Raw genomic sequence first — 15,561 nt, 5'->3', positions numbered from 1 at the left:
ATTGGGGTTTTGTTTTTGCACGCAGAAAATCCTGGCGTGGATCTCGTCCATGGCAAGATGGTTCCAGGGATCATCTGGCAGCTGTATCCCCAGGCCCGGCCTACAGAAACGCTCTCTACGGCCACCACCGGGCATTCTTCATGAAAGCGCCTGGACGGTTTTGCTATGGTGCAGCTCGTTTTTCATGGGACTGACATTCACCCGTGCTCACCTTATTCCACGAGAAGCTGTAGCAATGCCTGAACCGATACCGATCAAGGACCACGAGAAAGAGACGCGGCTGGTCAACAAAAGACTGTTGGCTTGCGCGCTGTTGGTGGTCGCCATCACCTGCACCCTGATCGGGCGCCTGTACTTCCTGCAGGTGGTCGAGTTCGACTATCACTCGACCGTCTCCGAAAACAATCGCGTGCATGTGCTGCCCATCACCCCGACTCGCGGGCTGATCTACGACCGCAACGGCGTATTGCTGGCCGACAACCGCCCTAGTTTCAACCTGACCATCACCCGCGAACGCACCACTGACTTGAAGGGTGAGCTGGACCAAGTGGTCAGCCTGTTGCACCTGCCAGCCGAAGACCGGGTCCTGTTCGACAAGGCGCTGAAGCAGTCACGTCATCCGTTCGTGCCGGTCACCCTGTTCTATGAGCTGACCGAAGAGCAGATCGCCGTACTGGCGGTCAACGAGTATCGCTTGCCGGGGCTGGAGGTCGAGGCGCAGTTCGTGCGGCACTATCCGATGGGCGCGCACTTCGCCCATTCCATCGGCTATGTCGGGCGCATCAACGAGAAGGAAGCCAAGACCCTGGACTCGGTGGAATACCGGGGCACCCAGTCGATCGGCAAGACCGGGATCGAGCGGTTCTACGAGTCCGAGCTGCATGGCCACGTCGGCTATGAAGAGGTGGAAACCAACGCCCAGGGCCGGGTCATGCGGGTGCTCAAGCACACCGATCCTGTCCCTGGGAAAAACATCGTGCTCAGCCTCGACGTGAAGTTGCAGGAGGCAGCCGAGGCGGCCCTGGGCGACCGTCGCGGTTCGGTGGTGGCCCTCGATCCGCAGACCGGCGAAGTGCTGGCCATGGTCAGCAAGCCGAGCTTCGACCCGAACCTGTTCGTCACCGGCATCAGCTTCAAGGAGTACAGCGCGTTACGCGACTCCATAGACCGGCCGCTGTTCAACCGTGTGCTGCGCGGCCTGTATGCGCCGGGTTCGACCATCAAGCCGGAAGTGGCGATCGCCGGGCTGGACTCCGGGGTGGTCAACGCCTCGACCCGGGTGTTCGATCCGGGTTACTACCAACTGCCGGACGTCGACCACAAATACCGTAACTGGAACCACAGCGGCGATGGCTGGGTGGACCTGGACGCGGCGATCATGCGCTCCAACGACACCTACTTCTACGACCTGGCGCACAAGCTCGGTATCGATCGCATGCACGATTACCTGGCGATGTTCGGTCTGGGCGAGAAAGTCTCCCTGGACATGTTCGAGGAATCGCCAGGACTGATGCCATCCCAGGCCTGGAAGCGCGCCACCCGGCGCCAGCCATGGTTCCCTGGCGAGACGGTGATCCTCGGCATTGGCCAAGGGTATATGCAGGTCACGCCGCTGCAGCTGGCCCAGGCGACGGCACTGATCGCCAACAAGGGCGTGTGGAACCGTCCTCATCTGGCCAAGACCGTCGATGGCGTAGCGCCGGTGGACGAACACCCGATGCCGAACATCCAGCTCAAGGATCCGGTCGACTGGGAGCTGGTCAGCCACGGCATGCAGATGGTGATGCACGCACCCCGTGGCACCGCGCGCGACGCAGCGGCCGGCGCGCAATACCGCATCGCCGGCAAGAGCGGTACGGCGCAGGTGGTGGCGATCAAGCAGGGCGAGCGTTACGACCGTCTCAAGACCCGCGAGCGCCATCGTGACAATGCCTTGTTCGTCGGTTTCGCCCCGGCCGAGCACCCGCAGATCGTGGTGGCGGTGATGATCGAAAACGGCGAGGCCGGCGGCCGGGTCGCAGGCCCTGTGGTACGTCATGTCATGGATGCCTGGCTGCTCGATCAGCAGGGCCACCTGAAGCCGCAATACGCCAGTCCCGGCAAGGGGCCGGACGTTCCTCACGCCTGAGTCATTTGAACATCAGGCTGTCCGGCAACTGCTCACGAATGCTGAGCATGTGCTGGATGCTGTCCAGGAACAGGGTTTCGGCCTGGCTCATCTTCTGTTCCCGGTGCCACAGCAGTTGGATATCGAAATCCACCACGCCCTCGTCCGGCGGCAAACGCCAGAGCAGCCCTTGCTCGACATCGCGCCGAACCAGATGGATCGGCAGGCAGCCGATACCGAACCCTGCGCAGATCAAGCGATAAATCTCTTCGAAACTGGTGGAGGAGGCGACGATCTTGCCGGTAAAGCCCTGCTGGTCGCGAAACAGCGTCAAGGGTGACAGGTTGCCCCCCAACTGGTCGCTGGTGAAGCTGACGAAGTTCTCGTTGGCCAGCTGTTGCAGGGTCAGGTTCTGTTGGCCGAACAGGCGGTGGCGCTGGCCGCAGAAGTAGGCATAACGCTCGCGAAACAGCACCCGCTGTTCCAGCCTGGGTTGCGGAAGGCGGCACAATCCGACCCCCAGGGTCGCAGTCTTTTGCAGCAGTGAACTGATGATGTCCGAGCTGCCCATCACCTCGACTTCCAGCTCGATTTTCGGGTGTGCCTCATGGAAATCGGCGAGGAACTCATCGTAATGCGGCGCCTGCACGCCGCTGACGGTGAGAATGCGGATCTTGCCCACCACGTCGTCGTTGCGGCTCTCCACCACGGTGCCCAGGCGGGAAATATCGCCGTAGATATCGGTGGCGATGCGCAGCACTTCCTCACCGGTTTCCGTCAACTCGAAGCGCCGTCCACTGCGCGCAATCAACACGCAATCGAGCTGTTCCTCCAGGCGTTTGAGGGCCTGGCTGACCGCCGACTGGGTGATGTGCAGGCGCGCGGCGGCGCGGCTCATGCTGCCTTCCTGGCCGATCACCAGGTAGGTGCGCAGCAGGTTCCAGTCCAGGCGATCGTTGAGGAAACGCCGGCCGACCCAGGGGTTGGAGGTGGAGAGCGGTGTGGGCATGGCGGCTCCATCTAGTAGCTGTGCTAATAGTAAGGATAAGGATTTGAAAATTGACTAATCCTGGCACGGCGGCGATAAAGCCCACAAGCGCCAAAGAGCGCCGCGTGACCAGCCTTCAGCACCTGCCCAAAACTACAAATACACAGGGTCCTTGCATGCACACCACCCCTCAGCCGCGCCGAGCCGCGGCGGCGGCCTTTATCGGCACGACCATCGAGTTCTACGACTTCTACATCTATGCCACGGCCGCGGCCCTGGTCCTCGGTCAGGTGTTCTTTCCCAGCAGCGACCCGGTGATGAGCACCCTGGCGGCCTTCGGCAGCTTCGCCGTGGGCTTCATCGCCCGGCCCATGGCCGGCATGGTGTTCGGCCACCTCGGCGATCGCCTCGGGCGCAAGAAAATGCTGCTGGTGACCATGGCACTGATGGGCCTGGCCACCACCGGCATCGGCCTGCTGCCCAGCTATGCCAGCGTCGGCATCTGGGCGCCCGTCAGCCTGATCGTGCTGCGCATCATCCAGGGCATTTCCGTGGGCGGCGAGTGGGGCGGGGCAGTGCTGATGGCCAGCGAACATGCCCCGGCCAGGCGCAAGACCTTCTACGCCTCCTTCGCCCAGCTCGGCAGCCCGGCCGGCCTGCTGCTGGCCTTGATCGCCTTCCGCCTGGTGACCAGCCTCGACCAGCAGGACTTCCTCGACTGGGGTTGGCGCCTGCCGTTCCTCGCCAGCGGCGTGCTGATGATGTTCGGCCTGATGATCCGCTCCGGTGTGCACGAGTCGCCGGAGTTCGCCAAGGCCCGGGACAACAACGAAACCGCCCAGTACCCGGTGATGGAAGTGCTGCGCAGCTGCTGGAAGCAGATCCTGTTCGCCGCCGCCGCGGTGACCATCGGCTCGGCCGGCTTCTTCTTCACCAATACCTTCATGATCACTTACGTCACCCAGTACCAGGGCATTTCCCGGGCGACCATTCTCGATTGCCTGTTCCTGGTGACGATCATCCAACTGCTGTCGCAGCCGGTCTCCGCGTTGCTGGCCGAGCGTATTGGCGAAGGGCGTTTCCTCAAGCTGGTGGCGCTGCTGTGCATGGCCACGCCGTACCCGATGTTCCTGTTGGTCGGCACCCAGAACATTGCGCTGATGACCCTCGGCATCGCCCTAGCGGTGGTGATTCTCTCGGCGCTGTACGCGGTGATCGCCGGCTACATGACCCAGGCCTTCCCGGTGCACCTGCGCTACTCGGGAATCTCTATCGCCTATCAACTGGCCTGCGCGGTCGCCGGTGGCAGCACGCCGCTGATTGGCACCTTGCTGGCCAGTAAGTTTTCCGGGCAGTGGCTGCCGCTGGCGGTGTTCTTCAGCCTGTTGTCGGCCCTGTCATTGATCGGCGTCTGCGGCCTGGCCCGGCTGCGCGCCAACCCGACTGTCCACCACGCTGCCAAAGAGGTGTATTCGTGAGCAAACCTGAACACATGAGCCCGATCGAATGGCAGGCCCGCTGCGAGCTGGCGGCCCTGTATCGACTGGTCGCGCACTTTCGCATGACCGACCTGATCGACACCCACATCACCCTGCGCATTCCAGGGCCGGAGCATCACTTTTTGATCAACCGCTACGGGGTGATCTTCGACCGCATGCGTGCCAGAGACCTGGTGCGCATCGACCAGCAAGGGCGCATCGTCGACCCGCATTACACCGGACACCGGGTCAACGCCGCCGGCTTCGTCATTCACTCGGCGATCCACATGGCGCGCCCGGACCTCAACTGCGTGATCCACACCCACACCGCCGCCGGCATGGCGGTGGCGGCGCAGAAGCAGGGCCTGCTGCCGATCAGTCAGCATGCGCTGAAGTTCTACGGCAAGTTGGCGTACCACACCTATGAAGGCATCGCCCTGTCCCTGGACGAGCGCGAGCGCCTGATCGCCGACCTCGGCCCGCACAAGGCGATGATCCTGCGCAACCACGGCCTGTTGGTGGGCGGTGCCAGCGTTGCCCACGCCTTCCAGGAGATCCACTTCCTCGAGCGCGCCTGCCAGGCCCAGGTCCAGGCGCTGGCCGGCGGTTGCGAACTGAATTACCCGTCGCCGGAAGTCTGTGCCCACACCGCCGAACAGTTCGAGCGCGACGACGCCGACAACATCATCGAGCTGGCCTGGGAGGCGGCCCTGACCCTGATCGAATCCCAGCGTGAGTCCTATCTGTCATGAGCATCGTGGTGCTGCTGTCCCGCGACAGTCTGTTGCTCAAGCAATTGCAGGCCGCCTTCGCCCGCTGCGCACCACAGGTGCAGGCGGTGCTGGCCGACGACCCGCGTGCCGCTCAGGCGCCAATGGCCGCCTGCTGGTTTCCACCCGCCGACAGCCTGGGGCGCTTGCCCAACCTGCAAGTGATTCATTCGGTGGCGGCCGGTATCGACCATCTGGAACACGACCCTGCATGTCCGGACCTGCCGATATGCCGGGTGGTGGACCCGGGGCACCGCCAGGGCATGACCGAGTACCTGCGCTGGGCAGTGATCCACTATCACCGCGGCTTCGACCGGGTGCTGGAGCAGCAGCGCGAACGGCACTGGGATCGGCCGCTGCAACGGCCGGCGCGGCAGTTCAAGGTCGGGATCATGGGCCTGGGGTCGCTGGGTAGCGCCATCGCCCTCGACCTGGCCGCCGCTGGCTATGACGTGCGTGGCTGGGCCCGCAGCCCCAAGAGTCTGGTGGGGGTGCAAACCTTCGTCGGGCCGGGGCAACTGGAGCCCTTTCTCGATGAAGTGGAGCTGCTGATCAACCTGTTGCCGCTGACTGCCGAGACCCGCGGCATTCTCGGGCGAGACAGCTTTGTCCGGCTGGCCCACGGCGCGGCGCTGGTCAACGTCGGGCGGGGTGGTCACCTCAATCTCGACGACTTGCGCCAAGCCCTGGCCAGCGGTCAATTGCGCGGCGCCTTGCTCGATGTATTCGAGCAGGAACCCTTGTCGGCCGAGCATCCGCTGTGGGCCACCCCCGGGGTCACCATCACCCCGCACATGGCCTCGGCGGCTTCCCACGATTGCATCGCCGAACAGGTGGCGGACAACCTGCGGCGCCTGCAAGCCGGCGATGCGCTGTTGAACGAGGTGGACAGGGCCCAGGGTTACTGAGCGCCCAGGCAGGCCTGCAAGGCTTCGATAAAGACCGTCTCGGCGCGGCTCATGCGCTGTTCGCGGTTCCACAGCAGATGGATGTCGACGTCGGCGATGCCGTCGTGGGGCGGCAGGCGCCACAGCAGCCCGGCTTCGACATCGGCCGCCATCACATGCTCGGGCAGGCAGCCGATGCCGTAGCCGGCGATCACCAGGCGCCGCACTTCCTCCAGGCTCGGCGACGAGGCGACGATGCGCCCGCTGAAACCCTGCTGGTCGCGAAAGATAGTCAGCGGCGAGAGCATGCCGCCGATCTGGTCGCTGGTGAAGCTGACGAAATTCTCCCGCTGCAAATCGCCCTCGGCCACCTTCTGCTGGCCGAACAGCCCATGGTGCTTGCCACAGAAAAACGCGTAGCGCTGGCGCAGGAACAGCCGCTGTTCCAGGCGTGGCTGGGGCCGGCGGTTGAGGCTCAGGCCGAGGGTCGCGGTTTTCTCCTGCAGGGCGCTGACAATGTCCGAACTGCGCATCACCTCGATCTCCAGGTCGACCCGCGGGTGCTGGCGATGGAAGTCGGCGAGGAAGTCATCGAAACGCTCGGAAAAGATCCGGCTGATCATCAGCAGGCGCACCTTGCCGATCACCTCGTCGGCCGGCTGCTCCAGCACGCCGCTGACCTGGGACATCTGGCCGTAGATCTCGCCGGCCAGGTGGAAGATCTGCTCGCCGACTTCGGTCAGGGCAAAGCGTGGCCCGCGCCGAGCGATCAACTGGCGGCCCAATTGTTCTTCCAGGCGCTTGAGGGCCTGGCTCACCGCCGGCTGGGTCAGGTGCAGGCGGGCGGCCGCGCGGCTGATGCTCAGCTCCTGGCCGATTACCCGGAAGGTGCGCAGCAGGTTCCAGTCCAGGCGGTCGTTGAGCAGGCGGTCGGGCAGACGGTTGGACATGGTGCAGGGCTCTGGGTCGAAGGACAAGACTGATAATAAGCAACAGTAATAATCAGCATAATAAATAGAAAATTGACTAATTATAGGCCCGCGACGATAAATCCCACCCAGACAGGCGCCGTCAGAGCGCCTCTGCGTTCCCGTTCTCTCCTGCCAGAAAAATAATCAAAGGAGCACGATCCATGAAGCCTTCAGCTTCGCCCCAGCCGCGCCGTGCGGCCGCCGCCGCCTTTATCGGCACCATGATCGAGTGGTACGACTTCTACATCTACGCCACCGCCGCGGCGCTGGTGTTCGGCGCCTTGTTCTTCCCCTCCGACGACAAACTGTTCAGCACCATGGCGGCCTTCGGCACCTTCGCCGTGGGCTTCTTCGCCCGGCCACTGGGCGGCATCGTGTTCGGTCATATCGGCGATCGCATCGGGCGCAAGAAATCCCTGGTGATCACTTTGCTGATGATGGGCGTGGTCACGGTGTGCATCGGCCTACTGCCGACTTATGCACAGATCGGCGCGACGGCGCCGGTGCTGCTGATCCTGCTGCGCATCGTCCAGGGCATTGCCGTTGGTGGCGAGTGGGGCGGGGCGGTGTTGATGGCCGGCGAGCATGCGCCCAAGGGTCGGCGCAACTTCTTCGCCTCTTTCGCCCAGCTGGGCAGCCCGGCCGGGTTGATCCTGTCGCTGCTGGCCTTCAGCGCAGTCACCCGCTTGCCCGAAGAAGACCTGATGAGCTGGGGCTGGCGCTTGCCGTTCCTCGCCAGCGCGCTGTTGCTGGTGGTGGGCCTGGCGATTCGCCTGGGGGTCAATGAGTCGCCGGAATTTCTCGCCAGCCGCGAGCAGGCACACAAGGCCCAGCGCAAGGAGCAGGCGCCGGTGATGGAGGTGCTGCAAAGCGCCTGGCGCCCGCTGCTGCTGTGCATCGGCGCCAACACCCTGGGGATTGCCGGGGTGTATTTCACCAACACCTTCATGATTGCCTACAGCACCCAGCAACTGGGGTTGCCGCGCTCGCTGATCCTGGAATGCCTGTTCGTGGTGGCGATCATCCAGTTCTGCATCCAGCCGCTGGCGGCCTGGACCGCCGAGAAGCTCGGCGCCACGCGTTTCCTGTGCCTGGCGTCGTTGCTGGCCATGGCGTCGCCGTACCCGATGTTCGTGCTGGTGAGCAGCGGCCAGGCGCCGCTGATCATCCTCGGCATCGCCCTGGCGGTGGTGTGCATGGCGTCCTTCTACGCGGTGATCGCCGGCTACGTCAGCGGCATGTTCGAGACCCGCGTGCGCTACACCGCGATCTCCCTGGCCTATCAGGTCTGCGGCGCCTTGGCCGGTGGCCTGACGCCGCTGATCGGCACCTGGCTGGCCCACCGGTTCGCCGGCCAGTGGTGGCCGATGGCGCTGTTCTACAGCCTGATCGCGACCATCTCGCTGCTCTGCGTGCTGGCCCTGTCTCGCCGGCATGCCGCCGCCCACCGCCTGGAAATGGCTTGAGTTTTTATCGCATCCGGAGAACCGAAGCATGTTGAAGATCAACGGCGAACGCCTGTGGGCGAGCCTGATGGCCATGGCCGAAATCGGCGCGACCGCCCGTGGCGGCAGCTGCCGCCTGGCCCTGAGCGAAGACGACAAGGTCGGGCGCGAACTGTTCGCCCGCTGGTGCCTGGAGGCCGGCATGAGCCTGAGCGTCGACCCCATCGGGAACCTGTTTGCCCGCCGTCCGGGCAGCGACCCCGACGCCGCCCCGGTGATGATGGGCAGCCACCTCGACACCCAGCCCGAAGGCGGGCGCTTCGATGGCGTGTACGGCGTGCTCGCCGGCCTGGAGGTGGTGCGCCGCCTCAATGATCTGCACATCCAGACCCGCAAGCCGCTGGAAGTGGCGGTGTGGACCAACGAGGAGGGCGCGCGTTTTACCCCGGCCATGTTCGGCTCGGCGGTGTTCACCGGGATCATGGACCTGGAGACCGCCCTGGCGGTGCGCGACGCCGACGGCATCAGCGTCGCCGAGGCGCTGCACGCCACCGGTTACGCCGGCACGCGGCCCCTGGGCGAGGCGGTGGATGCCTACTTCGAGGCGCATATCGAGCAGGGGCCGATCCTCGAAGACAATGCCAAGAGCATCGGCGTAGTCAGCGGCGGCCAGGCAATCCGCTGGCTCGACGTGCAGGTCGAAGGCATGGCGGCCCATGCCGGCACCACGCCCATGCCGCTGCGCAAGGACGCGCTCTACGGCGCCGCGCAGATGATCCTGGCGATCGAAACCCTGGCCACGGATTTCGCCCCCGAGGGCCTGACCACCGTCGGCGAACTGAGCATCGCCAAGTCCTCGCGCAACACCATTCCCGGCCTGTTGCAGTTCACCGTCGACCTGCGGCACCACCGCGACAGCGCCATCGCCGCCATAGAACAGGAAGTGCGCGCGCGGCTTGGTGCCATCGCCGAACAACGCCAACTGAAGGTGACCATCAGCCCGCACTGGATCAGCCCGGCCACGCCCTTCGATGCCGACTGCGTGGCGGCGGTGCAGCAGGCGGTGGACGGCCTGGGCTACGCTCAACAATCGATCGTCAGCGGCGCCGGCCATGACGCCATCCATCTGGCGCGGTTCTGCCCGACGGCCATGGTCTTCATCCCTTGCGTCGGCGGGCTGAGCCACAACGAAGCCGAAGACGTACTGCCCGAGGACGTGCGCCAGGGCACCGACGTATTGCTCAACGCCGTGCTGGCCCGCGCCGGCCAGGTTGCATAAGGAGAAGGTCATGCGCAGTTTTTTCCACCCCGAACAGCTGTTGCACCATCCGCGCAGCTATTACTCCCGCGGCCAGATGCGCACGCCCCAGGAAGTGCCCGAGCGCGCCCAGCGCCTGGTCCAGGCAGCGCACTCCCTGGGCTTTGAGGTGCTGCAACCGGAGGATGCGGGCCTGGAGCCGCTGCTGGCGGTGCACGGCGCGGCGTACCTGCAATTCCTCAAGGAAGCCCACCAGCGCTGGAAGGAAATTCCCGAAGACTGGGGCGACGAGGTGATGTCGAACATCTTCGTCCGTGAACCCAACGCCCTGCGCGGTATCCTCGCCCAGGCCGCGCGGTACCTGGCCGATGGCAGCTGCCCGGTGGGCGAGCTGACCTGGCGTTCGGCCTACTGGTCGGCGCAAAGCGCGATTGCCGGCGCCCGGGCCTTGCTCGATGGCGAGCCGGCGGCCTACGCCCTTTGCCGCCCGCCGGGCCACCACGCCCGGGCCGAAGCCGCCGGCGGCTTCTGCTACCTGAACAACGCGGCGATCGCCGCCCAGGTGCTGCGCGAGAAGTTCGCCCGGGTCGCGGTGCTGGACACCGACATGCACCACGGCCAGGGCATCCAGGAAATCTTCTACGAGCGCGACGATGTGCTGTACGTCTCGGTGCACGGCGACCCGACCAACTTCTACCCGGGCGTCGCCGGTTTCGCCGACGAGCGCGGCAGCGGCGCGGGGCTGGGCTACAACCTCAACCTGCCAATGGCCCACGGCTCAAGCGAAGCGGATTTCCTCGCCCAACTGGAAACCGCCCTGGCGGCGGTAAAGACCTTCGACGCGCAAGTGCTGGCGCTGTCTCTGGGCTTCGACATCTACGAACTCGACCCACAAAGCAAAGTGGCAGTGACCCGCGCCGGTTTCGCCCGCCTCGGCGAACGCATCCGCAGCCTCGGCCTGCCGTGTTTGATCGTGCAGGAGGGCGGCTATCACTTGGAAAGCCTAGAAGACAACGCCCGGGCATTTTTTGCCGAGGCCGGGGCCTGGAAACTCTGATTGCGGTGGTTGTCAGATCGCTTCGCGGGCAAGCCTCGTTCCTACAGACAATGGTGCTTCTGTAGGAGCGAGGCTTGCCCGCGATGAACGTTAACGATAACGCGCCACCTCTGAACGCCCCTCATAGCAAAGCCCCGAATCAAAAGATCCAGGGGCTTTTTTAATGCCTGCAACAGGCTGTCGCAGAGAGTATTGGGAGGAGCCTCAAGCGCTTAGAACCGACCCGCCTCCGCCCTTTGCATCGCCTTGCCCTGAGCAACATCCTGCAACGCTACGCCATCCCTCAGCAGCAATGAGGTGATCGTTCAGGCGCTAGATGGTGGGCTAGTCATTCGCTGAAAAAGCTGACTTCTTCTTCCAATTCTTTCCAGGAGGTTTAGGACGTCTCCTAGATCAATGCCATTGGTGGCTTGCTAGCCTGGCTCGGCTGTTCAGCTTGGCCGAATCTAGACGTAACCAGCCCAAAAATGAGTTGCGCTTACATTAAGTCCGCGCACAAGAGCTCACGCTATATCGCATTCGAATAGCGGCTAGTATAGTTTTTGACTCTACCCAATCTCAGGGAACAGTCCGAGCTGACTGTAATACATTTATTTGGGATGAATGAATATGAAATATATCCTGGCATTTCTGCTGATTTCTCCGATTGCTCAAGCTGCAACAGTAGAAGTTTGTGATGCCAATGGCCCTAAACATTTTATTTCGCAGTGGGCAGAAGATGGTGATTCTGTTTATACGCTCTCAAGAGTTGATGGAGTAAAGTTCTCTACTCAAGAGGGTAAGATTGTCTATAGTGATGATCTCAATGGGGATGGGGTGAAAGACTTTATTTTTTCTTCTTCTGATAGTGAAGGATCAAGCAAGGATAAGGTCTATGGTTTTTTGATTCAGTGTCGAGGGTATTTAAAGTTTGTTGGTGGGGAATATTTTGCGGGTATTAAGGTTTTAGATGCTTCTCCGGGTGGTGCAAATAAATATAAAAATATTGAAATATATTCCTATCAGAGAGATAAGAGTGGTGGCGTTATGTACAAGGGTAAGGATGCGCTGACTAAGTCACATGTGTGGAGCTTCAATCAAGGTGCTCAAAGGTATGAAGGTGAGTCTGAGTAGTACTCTGTGATTTTGTGCTTATAGGGGAAGCTGTTATTTTAATGATGAATGATTGGCGGTTTATATTTTTAGTATGCGTTGTTAATTGAAGTTTAGCGTTGATATATTGTTGGGAGTGTCATGTAAAGCACAACCTATATGACGCGTGTGATAGCGGTGGTCATCCCGACACCCCCACCTCTGTAGGAGTGAGGCTTGCCCGCGATAAACCTCAACGATAACGCGCCACCTCTGAACGCCCCTCATACCAAAGCCCCCGAATCAAAAGATCCAGGGGCTTTTTTAATGCCTGCAACAGGCTGTCGCAGAGGATGTCGGGAAGGGCCTCAAGCGCTTAGAGCCGAATCCGCCTGCGCCCCTTGCATCGCCTTACCCTGGGCAACATCCAGCAAGGCTACGCCATCGCTCAGCAACAGCGAGGCGATATCGGCGATCTGGAACAAATCACTTTCATCCGCGGTACGCGCTGTCATGCAAGACAGGCTGTTCATCAGTTTGTGAATGGCGCGAACGCGTCGGTCGGCGCAGGCCAGTAAGTCCACCAGCGAGGCACTGGAATCGATCAGCAGGACAGGATGCTCGGTGGCAGTGCTGTGAAGCGGGATATATCCGTTCATTGATGTAGCTCCGTGTGTTAGGTGGGCTACCACCAAACCCTCCTACAAGCTGGGTGGCAGCTGTACGCGGGGTAGGAGACCGGTCACACGACCCGGCCACGCCGAAGCGTGCCCGCGCACAGCCGCCATAAACACAGGGCAGCAAAAAGCACCCAGAAAAAGCTGGGCGCTCGTGCACGGTGTGATACTCGGGCTCCTACACCCGGCCGCTGATTTGGCAGCGACCGGCGCAGAGTAATGATGCTCTTTCATGAGTGCAAGCCCCGACTCAATGACTGAACGTAACAAGGCAGTAAGCGATCAATGCGCCTGCTCAGACCTTGATCCGATTCATGCGTCAGACAAGTACAGGCACGCTTGTAGGACTCTCCTGAAATACACGGTTTTACCCTGTTCAAGTGCTCTGTTCCCTTGAGCCGACAGATGACGGCCAGCACCATCCCCCCGCCTTATCAATAGATCCGCCGCGTTCAACGGCTTGTTTGGACGCATCGTTTATCAGGGAGGAGGGTGTATGGGGTTGCGCCTTATTCGTCGGCAAGATCGCGAGCGTGAAGGAATTGGTTTCAACAAAATCGAGTCGCCATTTTTTGCCCGGTTCGAGGTTCAGCAGGCCTTCGGACATTACGGCAACAGAATCGATGGGCTGGATGATTTGCTTTATGCCCACGGCAGTTCGCGCGGCCATCTATCAAGCGATGATCTGCGCGAAATCCTGGCGAGCGTAGAAAATGGCGATTGGCTGCTGGTCTCGAATGACCCTTTCAGCCCTTTGAGTTGTGACACCTTCGGCAAGTATTCGCACATCACTGGAAAGGGCTGGGCGGCGAGTTCCCTGGATCATCGCGTGCAAGAAAAAACCAAGCCTGCGTTGCCGGATGCCGAACCTGTCGTAAAACCTCAACCGCAAGAGCCGGGCTTTTACGTCGTGCCTAAAAGCATGACCCGTGAACAGCTTGAGTCTTCGCTGTTCACTGCTCGCAACCCAGCCGTGATGAGCAAGTTTGAGTCGCTGAATCCCGACTTGAGCGACGTCAAAGCGGGCTCGATGATCCTGCTCAGCGATCCCAACAACCTGCAATGTACCCGCGAAGAAGGGTTGCTGATGGAGGCCGCGGCCAAGACCAACGACGCACTCAAATCGCTCAGCGCGGAAGAAGCGAACTTCATGGCCAGGCACCGAGACGAAATCGAAAACTTTCTGGCACAGGGTTCGACGGCTATCGGCATCGGCGAAGCGATGTTTGCCAAGAACCTGGAAGACGTCAAAACCACGCTGCGTGACATCGAAGCGTTGCATCAACGCACGTTCCAGAAAGAGGGCCACCTGCGGTCGCCAGAGTTCTTTGCCGAACGTAAAAAGCTGCTGGCACAACTCAATACCCGACTAACCTCCATGACCCGAAAAGGCATTGGCTTCCCCGATCATCCGAACTTGAAAAGTGCCCTGGGGATCTCCAGCCGCAGTCTGGTTCACCGCTGGACCAAGGCCGGGGCTGCGGAGCAGATTCCAGGTTATGCCACGCACATCGAGGGAGTGGCCAAGGCGGCTAAAGTCGTCAAGTATGGCGGCTGGATAGGCACGGCTCTTGGCGGTGGAGCTTCTTATATGAAGGTTCAAGATGTGTGCGCAGCGGGTAACACTGAGGCATGCGAGAAAGTCAGATTCACCGAGACCGGTAGCTTTGTCGGTGGGGTTGCAGGAGGTTCCATCTCTGGAGCCTTTTTAACGACTCCTATTGTCGGAACACTGTGCGTCGCGCTGGGTGTTCCAACTGCTGGCTTAGCCTCGTTGGCTTGTGGTGTCGTGGTTGTAGGAGGCGCTTCTTTTACGGCTGGTATTGTTGGTAACTCTGCCGGGGAAGCAATGGCCGAGAAAGTTTATGAGGCGGTTAAATGAGCCTGAATACGGCAGACAAAATTTTTTTGGTGGTTGGAATCGTCGATTTTGCGGGGATATTTATTGTGCTTGGTATCTGCTTGCACATGGCCTACACCAAGATGGATTTGATGTTGGAGCATCTGAAAAACAGTGCTGTGCTTAGCACACTGACCACGCTCAGGCACGGCGGTCCGTGGGGGAAATTGATTCTGGTCGGGAGCATTTCCGGTTTTGTGACTTTCCCCAATTTTTACCTTAAGCGTGGCTGGGTCAGCGCTGAGGATTTGCTTGGGTTTCCTGCGGCGCTTAAGCGCAAGTTGGTCGTGCTGCAGTGGAGTGCGCTAGGGCTGATAGTGGTAATGACGGGGCTTGCAGCGGTGGTCAAGCTGGGTGTTGTTTGAGGTCATTTACGAGAGCTGCCAATGAATACCCCTGAGATCGTTTTCGGCTATCTGGGCGGAGTCGTGATTCTCGGTGCATTTGTTTGGATCGGTGTCGCGTTGCACATGGCTTATACCAAGCTGGATGTGCTCCTGGACCATCTGAAAAACTGTTCCGCCATCATAGCCCGCGCTCCGTTAAGACACGGCGGCCCCTGGGGGAAGCTTTTGCTGATTGGGGGTATCTCCGGGGTCGTGACGTTTCCCGGTTTTTATCTCAAAAGAGGGGAGTTGAGCACTGAGGACTTAAACAATTTCCCCCTGCCATTTAAACGAAAGTTGGCATGGTTGCAGTGGAGCGTAATTGGGCTTCTGGGCTTTGCCTTTTTGCTATGGGTTGTTGGCAAAGTGGTGGGTTGGCACTCATAAACCCTGTGTGTTTCAGCATTTCTGTAGGGCGTTGGCGGTGCTTCCCCAGTCATCCACTGATCGCGGAATGACACATATTGCAGATTGCCGAACACCCCAATTTGTGCGAAAACCACACAGATTCTGTGCCGCCCGCACTGTGTTCGAGCTTGAGGTATTTCCCTAGCATTTCCTCATTC

The 15,561-nt window shown here is 61.1% G+C and carries 14 protein-coding genes; 11 read left to right on the top strand and 3 right to left on the bottom strand.

Annotated features, from left to right (window positions below):
* Positions 1 to 235: 235 nt before the first annotated feature.
* A complete protein-coding gene (gene mrdA, locus J4D52_RS16635; RefSeq protein WP_102677125.1) occupies positions 236 to 2,128 on the top strand; it encodes a penicillin-binding protein 2 in 1,893 nt (630 codons plus the stop codon).
* 1 nt (position 2,129) lies between these two features.
* Here mrdA and J4D52_RS16630 read toward each other — a convergent pair whose 3' ends face one another.
* Complete coding sequence (locus tag J4D52_RS16630) at positions 2,130 to 3,116, bottom strand: LysR family transcriptional regulator (protein ID WP_063432476.1); 987 nt, start codon at positions 3,114 to 3,116, stop codon at positions 2,130 to 2,132.
* A gap of 155 nt (positions 3,117 to 3,271) precedes the next feature.
* Here J4D52_RS16630 and J4D52_RS16625 point away from each other — a divergent pair, with 155 nt between their 5' ends.
* Genes J4D52_RS16625 through J4D52_RS16615 form a run of 3 tightly spaced genes read left to right on the top strand, consistent with a single transcriptional unit; the run spans position 3,272 to position 6,251 of the window.
* Positions 3,272 to 4,573 (top strand): MFS transporter, encoded by a 1,302-nt coding sequence (locus J4D52_RS16625; RefSeq protein WP_102677124.1) that lies wholly within the window; start codon positions 3,272 to 3,274, stop codon positions 4,571 to 4,573.
* The gene (locus J4D52_RS16620) at positions 4,570 to 5,325 is read left to right on the top strand and encodes a class II aldolase/adducin family protein (protein ID WP_102677123.1); all 756 of its coding nucleotides are present in this window, start codon (positions 4,570 to 4,572) and stop codon (positions 5,323 to 5,325) included. The genes J4D52_RS16625 and J4D52_RS16620 overlap by 4 nt, the downstream gene beginning before the upstream one ends.
* The gene (locus tag J4D52_RS16615; protein ID WP_102677122.1) at positions 5,322 to 6,251 is read left to right on the top strand and encodes a glyoxylate/hydroxypyruvate reductase A; all 930 of its coding nucleotides are present in this window, start codon (positions 5,322 to 5,324) and stop codon (positions 6,249 to 6,251) included. The genes J4D52_RS16620 and J4D52_RS16615 overlap by 4 nt, the downstream gene beginning before the upstream one ends.
* Here the strand turns inward: J4D52_RS16615 and J4D52_RS16610 are convergent.
* Positions 6,245 to 7,180: a LysR family transcriptional regulator gene (locus tag J4D52_RS16610; RefSeq protein ID WP_102677121.1), complete on the bottom strand. Its 936-nt coding sequence runs from the start codon at positions 7,178 to 7,180 to the stop codon at positions 6,245 to 6,247. The genes J4D52_RS16615 and J4D52_RS16610 overlap by 7 nt on opposite strands.
* A 182-nt stretch (positions 7,181 to 7,362) precedes the next feature.
* Here J4D52_RS16610 and J4D52_RS16605 point away from each other — a divergent pair, with 182 nt between their 5' ends.
* The 4 genes from J4D52_RS16605 (at position 7,363) to J4D52_RS16590 (ending at position 12,074) form a co-directional block, all read left to right on the top strand.
* On the top strand, positions 7,363 to 8,667 hold the full coding sequence (locus tag J4D52_RS16605; protein ID WP_063432466.1) for an MFS transporter: 1,305 nt from the start codon (positions 7,363 to 7,365) through the stop codon (positions 8,665 to 8,667).
* Between the two features lie 28 nt (positions 8,668 to 8,695).
* Positions 8,696 to 9,925, top strand: coding sequence for a Zn-dependent hydrolase (locus J4D52_RS16600; RefSeq protein WP_102677120.1), 1,230 nt, complete (start codon positions 8,696 to 8,698; stop codon positions 9,923 to 9,925).
* Between the two features lie 10 nt (positions 9,926 to 9,935).
* Entirely contained in the window at positions 9,936 to 10,961 is a 1,026-nt protein-coding gene (locus J4D52_RS16595) for a histone deacetylase family protein (RefSeq protein ID WP_063432462.1), read from the top strand.
* A 609-nt stretch (positions 10,962 to 11,570) separates the two neighbouring features.
* A complete protein-coding gene (locus tag J4D52_RS16590) occupies positions 11,571 to 12,074 on the top strand; it encodes a hypothetical protein (protein WP_231103271.1) in 504 nt (167 codons plus the stop codon).
* A gap of 326 nt (positions 12,075 to 12,400) precedes the next feature.
* On the opposite strand, the gene J4D52_RS16585 is transcribed toward J4D52_RS16590, so the two are convergent.
* On the bottom strand, positions 12,401 to 12,691 hold the full coding sequence (locus J4D52_RS16585; RefSeq protein ID WP_063432458.1) for a hypothetical protein: 291 nt from the start codon (positions 12,689 to 12,691) through the stop codon (positions 12,401 to 12,403).
* Between the two features lie 514 nt (positions 12,692 to 13,205).
* Here J4D52_RS16585 and J4D52_RS16575 point away from each other — a divergent pair.
* From J4D52_RS16575 to J4D52_RS16565, 3 genes are read left to right on the top strand one after another with little or no spacing between them, the layout of a single operon-like run.
* Entirely contained in the window at positions 13,206 to 14,591 is a 1,386-nt protein-coding gene (locus J4D52_RS16575; protein WP_063432456.1) for a hypothetical protein, read from the top strand.
* Positions 14,588 to 14,974, top strand: a complete 387-nt coding sequence (locus J4D52_RS16570; RefSeq protein ID WP_016702427.1) for a hypothetical protein — start codon at positions 14,588 to 14,590, stop codon at positions 14,972 to 14,974. The genes J4D52_RS16575 and J4D52_RS16570 overlap by 4 nt, the downstream gene beginning before the upstream one ends.
* A gap of 21 nt (positions 14,975 to 14,995) precedes the next feature.
* Complete coding sequence (locus J4D52_RS16565) at positions 14,996 to 15,382, top strand: hypothetical protein (RefSeq protein ID WP_081251682.1); 387 nt, start codon at positions 14,996 to 14,998, stop codon at positions 15,380 to 15,382.
* Positions 15,383 to 15,561 lie beyond the last annotated feature (179 nt).

It is taken from the genome of Pseudomonas sp. GW460-12-10-14-TSB1 (genome assembly GCF_017349775.1).
GTDB classification, from domain to species: domain Bacteria; phylum Pseudomonadota; class Gammaproteobacteria; order Pseudomonadales; family Pseudomonadaceae; genus Aquipseudomonas; species Aquipseudomonas piscium.
This window is presented reverse-complemented; position numbering and strand designations above follow the sequence as displayed.

Coding starts and splice junctions, on each gene's coding strand:
- J4D52_RS16590 (WP_231103271.1), top strand. CDS start 11,571: ATGAAATATATCCTGGCATTTCTGCTGATTTCTCCGATTGCTCAAGCT.
- J4D52_RS16595 (WP_063432462.1), top strand. CDS start 9,936: ATGCGCAGTTTTTTCCACCCCGAACAGCTGTTGCACCATCCGCGCAGC.
- J4D52_RS16600 (WP_102677120.1), top strand. CDS start 8,696: ATGTTGAAGATCAACGGCGAACGCCTGTGGGCGAGCCTGATGGCCATG.
- J4D52_RS16610 (WP_102677121.1), bottom strand. CDS start 7,180: ATGTCCAACCGTCTGCCCGACCGCCTGCTCAACGACCGCCTGGACTGG.
- J4D52_RS16630 (WP_063432476.1), bottom strand. CDS start 3,116: ATGCCCACACCGCTCTCCACCTCCAACCCCTGGGTCGGCCGGCGTTTC.
- J4D52_RS16565 (WP_081251682.1), top strand. CDS start 14,996: ATGAATACCCCTGAGATCGTTTTCGGCTATCTGGGCGGAGTCGTGATT.
- J4D52_RS16570 (WP_016702427.1), top strand. CDS start 14,588: ATGAGCCTGAATACGGCAGACAAAATTTTTTTGGTGGTTGGAATCGTC.
- J4D52_RS16625 (WP_102677124.1), top strand. CDS start 3,272: ATGCACACCACCCCTCAGCCGCGCCGAGCCGCGGCGGCGGCCTTTATC.
- J4D52_RS16615 (WP_102677122.1), top strand. CDS start 5,322: ATGAGCATCGTGGTGCTGCTGTCCCGCGACAGTCTGTTGCTCAAGCAA.
- mrdA (WP_102677125.1), top strand. CDS start 236: ATGCCTGAACCGATACCGATCAAGGACCACGAGAAAGAGACGCGGCTG.
- J4D52_RS16585 (WP_063432458.1), bottom strand. CDS start 12,691: ATGAACGGATATATCCCGCTTCACAGCACTGCCACCGAGCATCCTGTC.
- J4D52_RS16575 (WP_063432456.1), top strand. CDS start 13,206: ATGGGGTTGCGCCTTATTCGTCGGCAAGATCGCGAGCGTGAAGGAATT.
- J4D52_RS16605 (WP_063432466.1), top strand. CDS start 7,363: ATGAAGCCTTCAGCTTCGCCCCAGCCGCGCCGTGCGGCCGCCGCCGCC.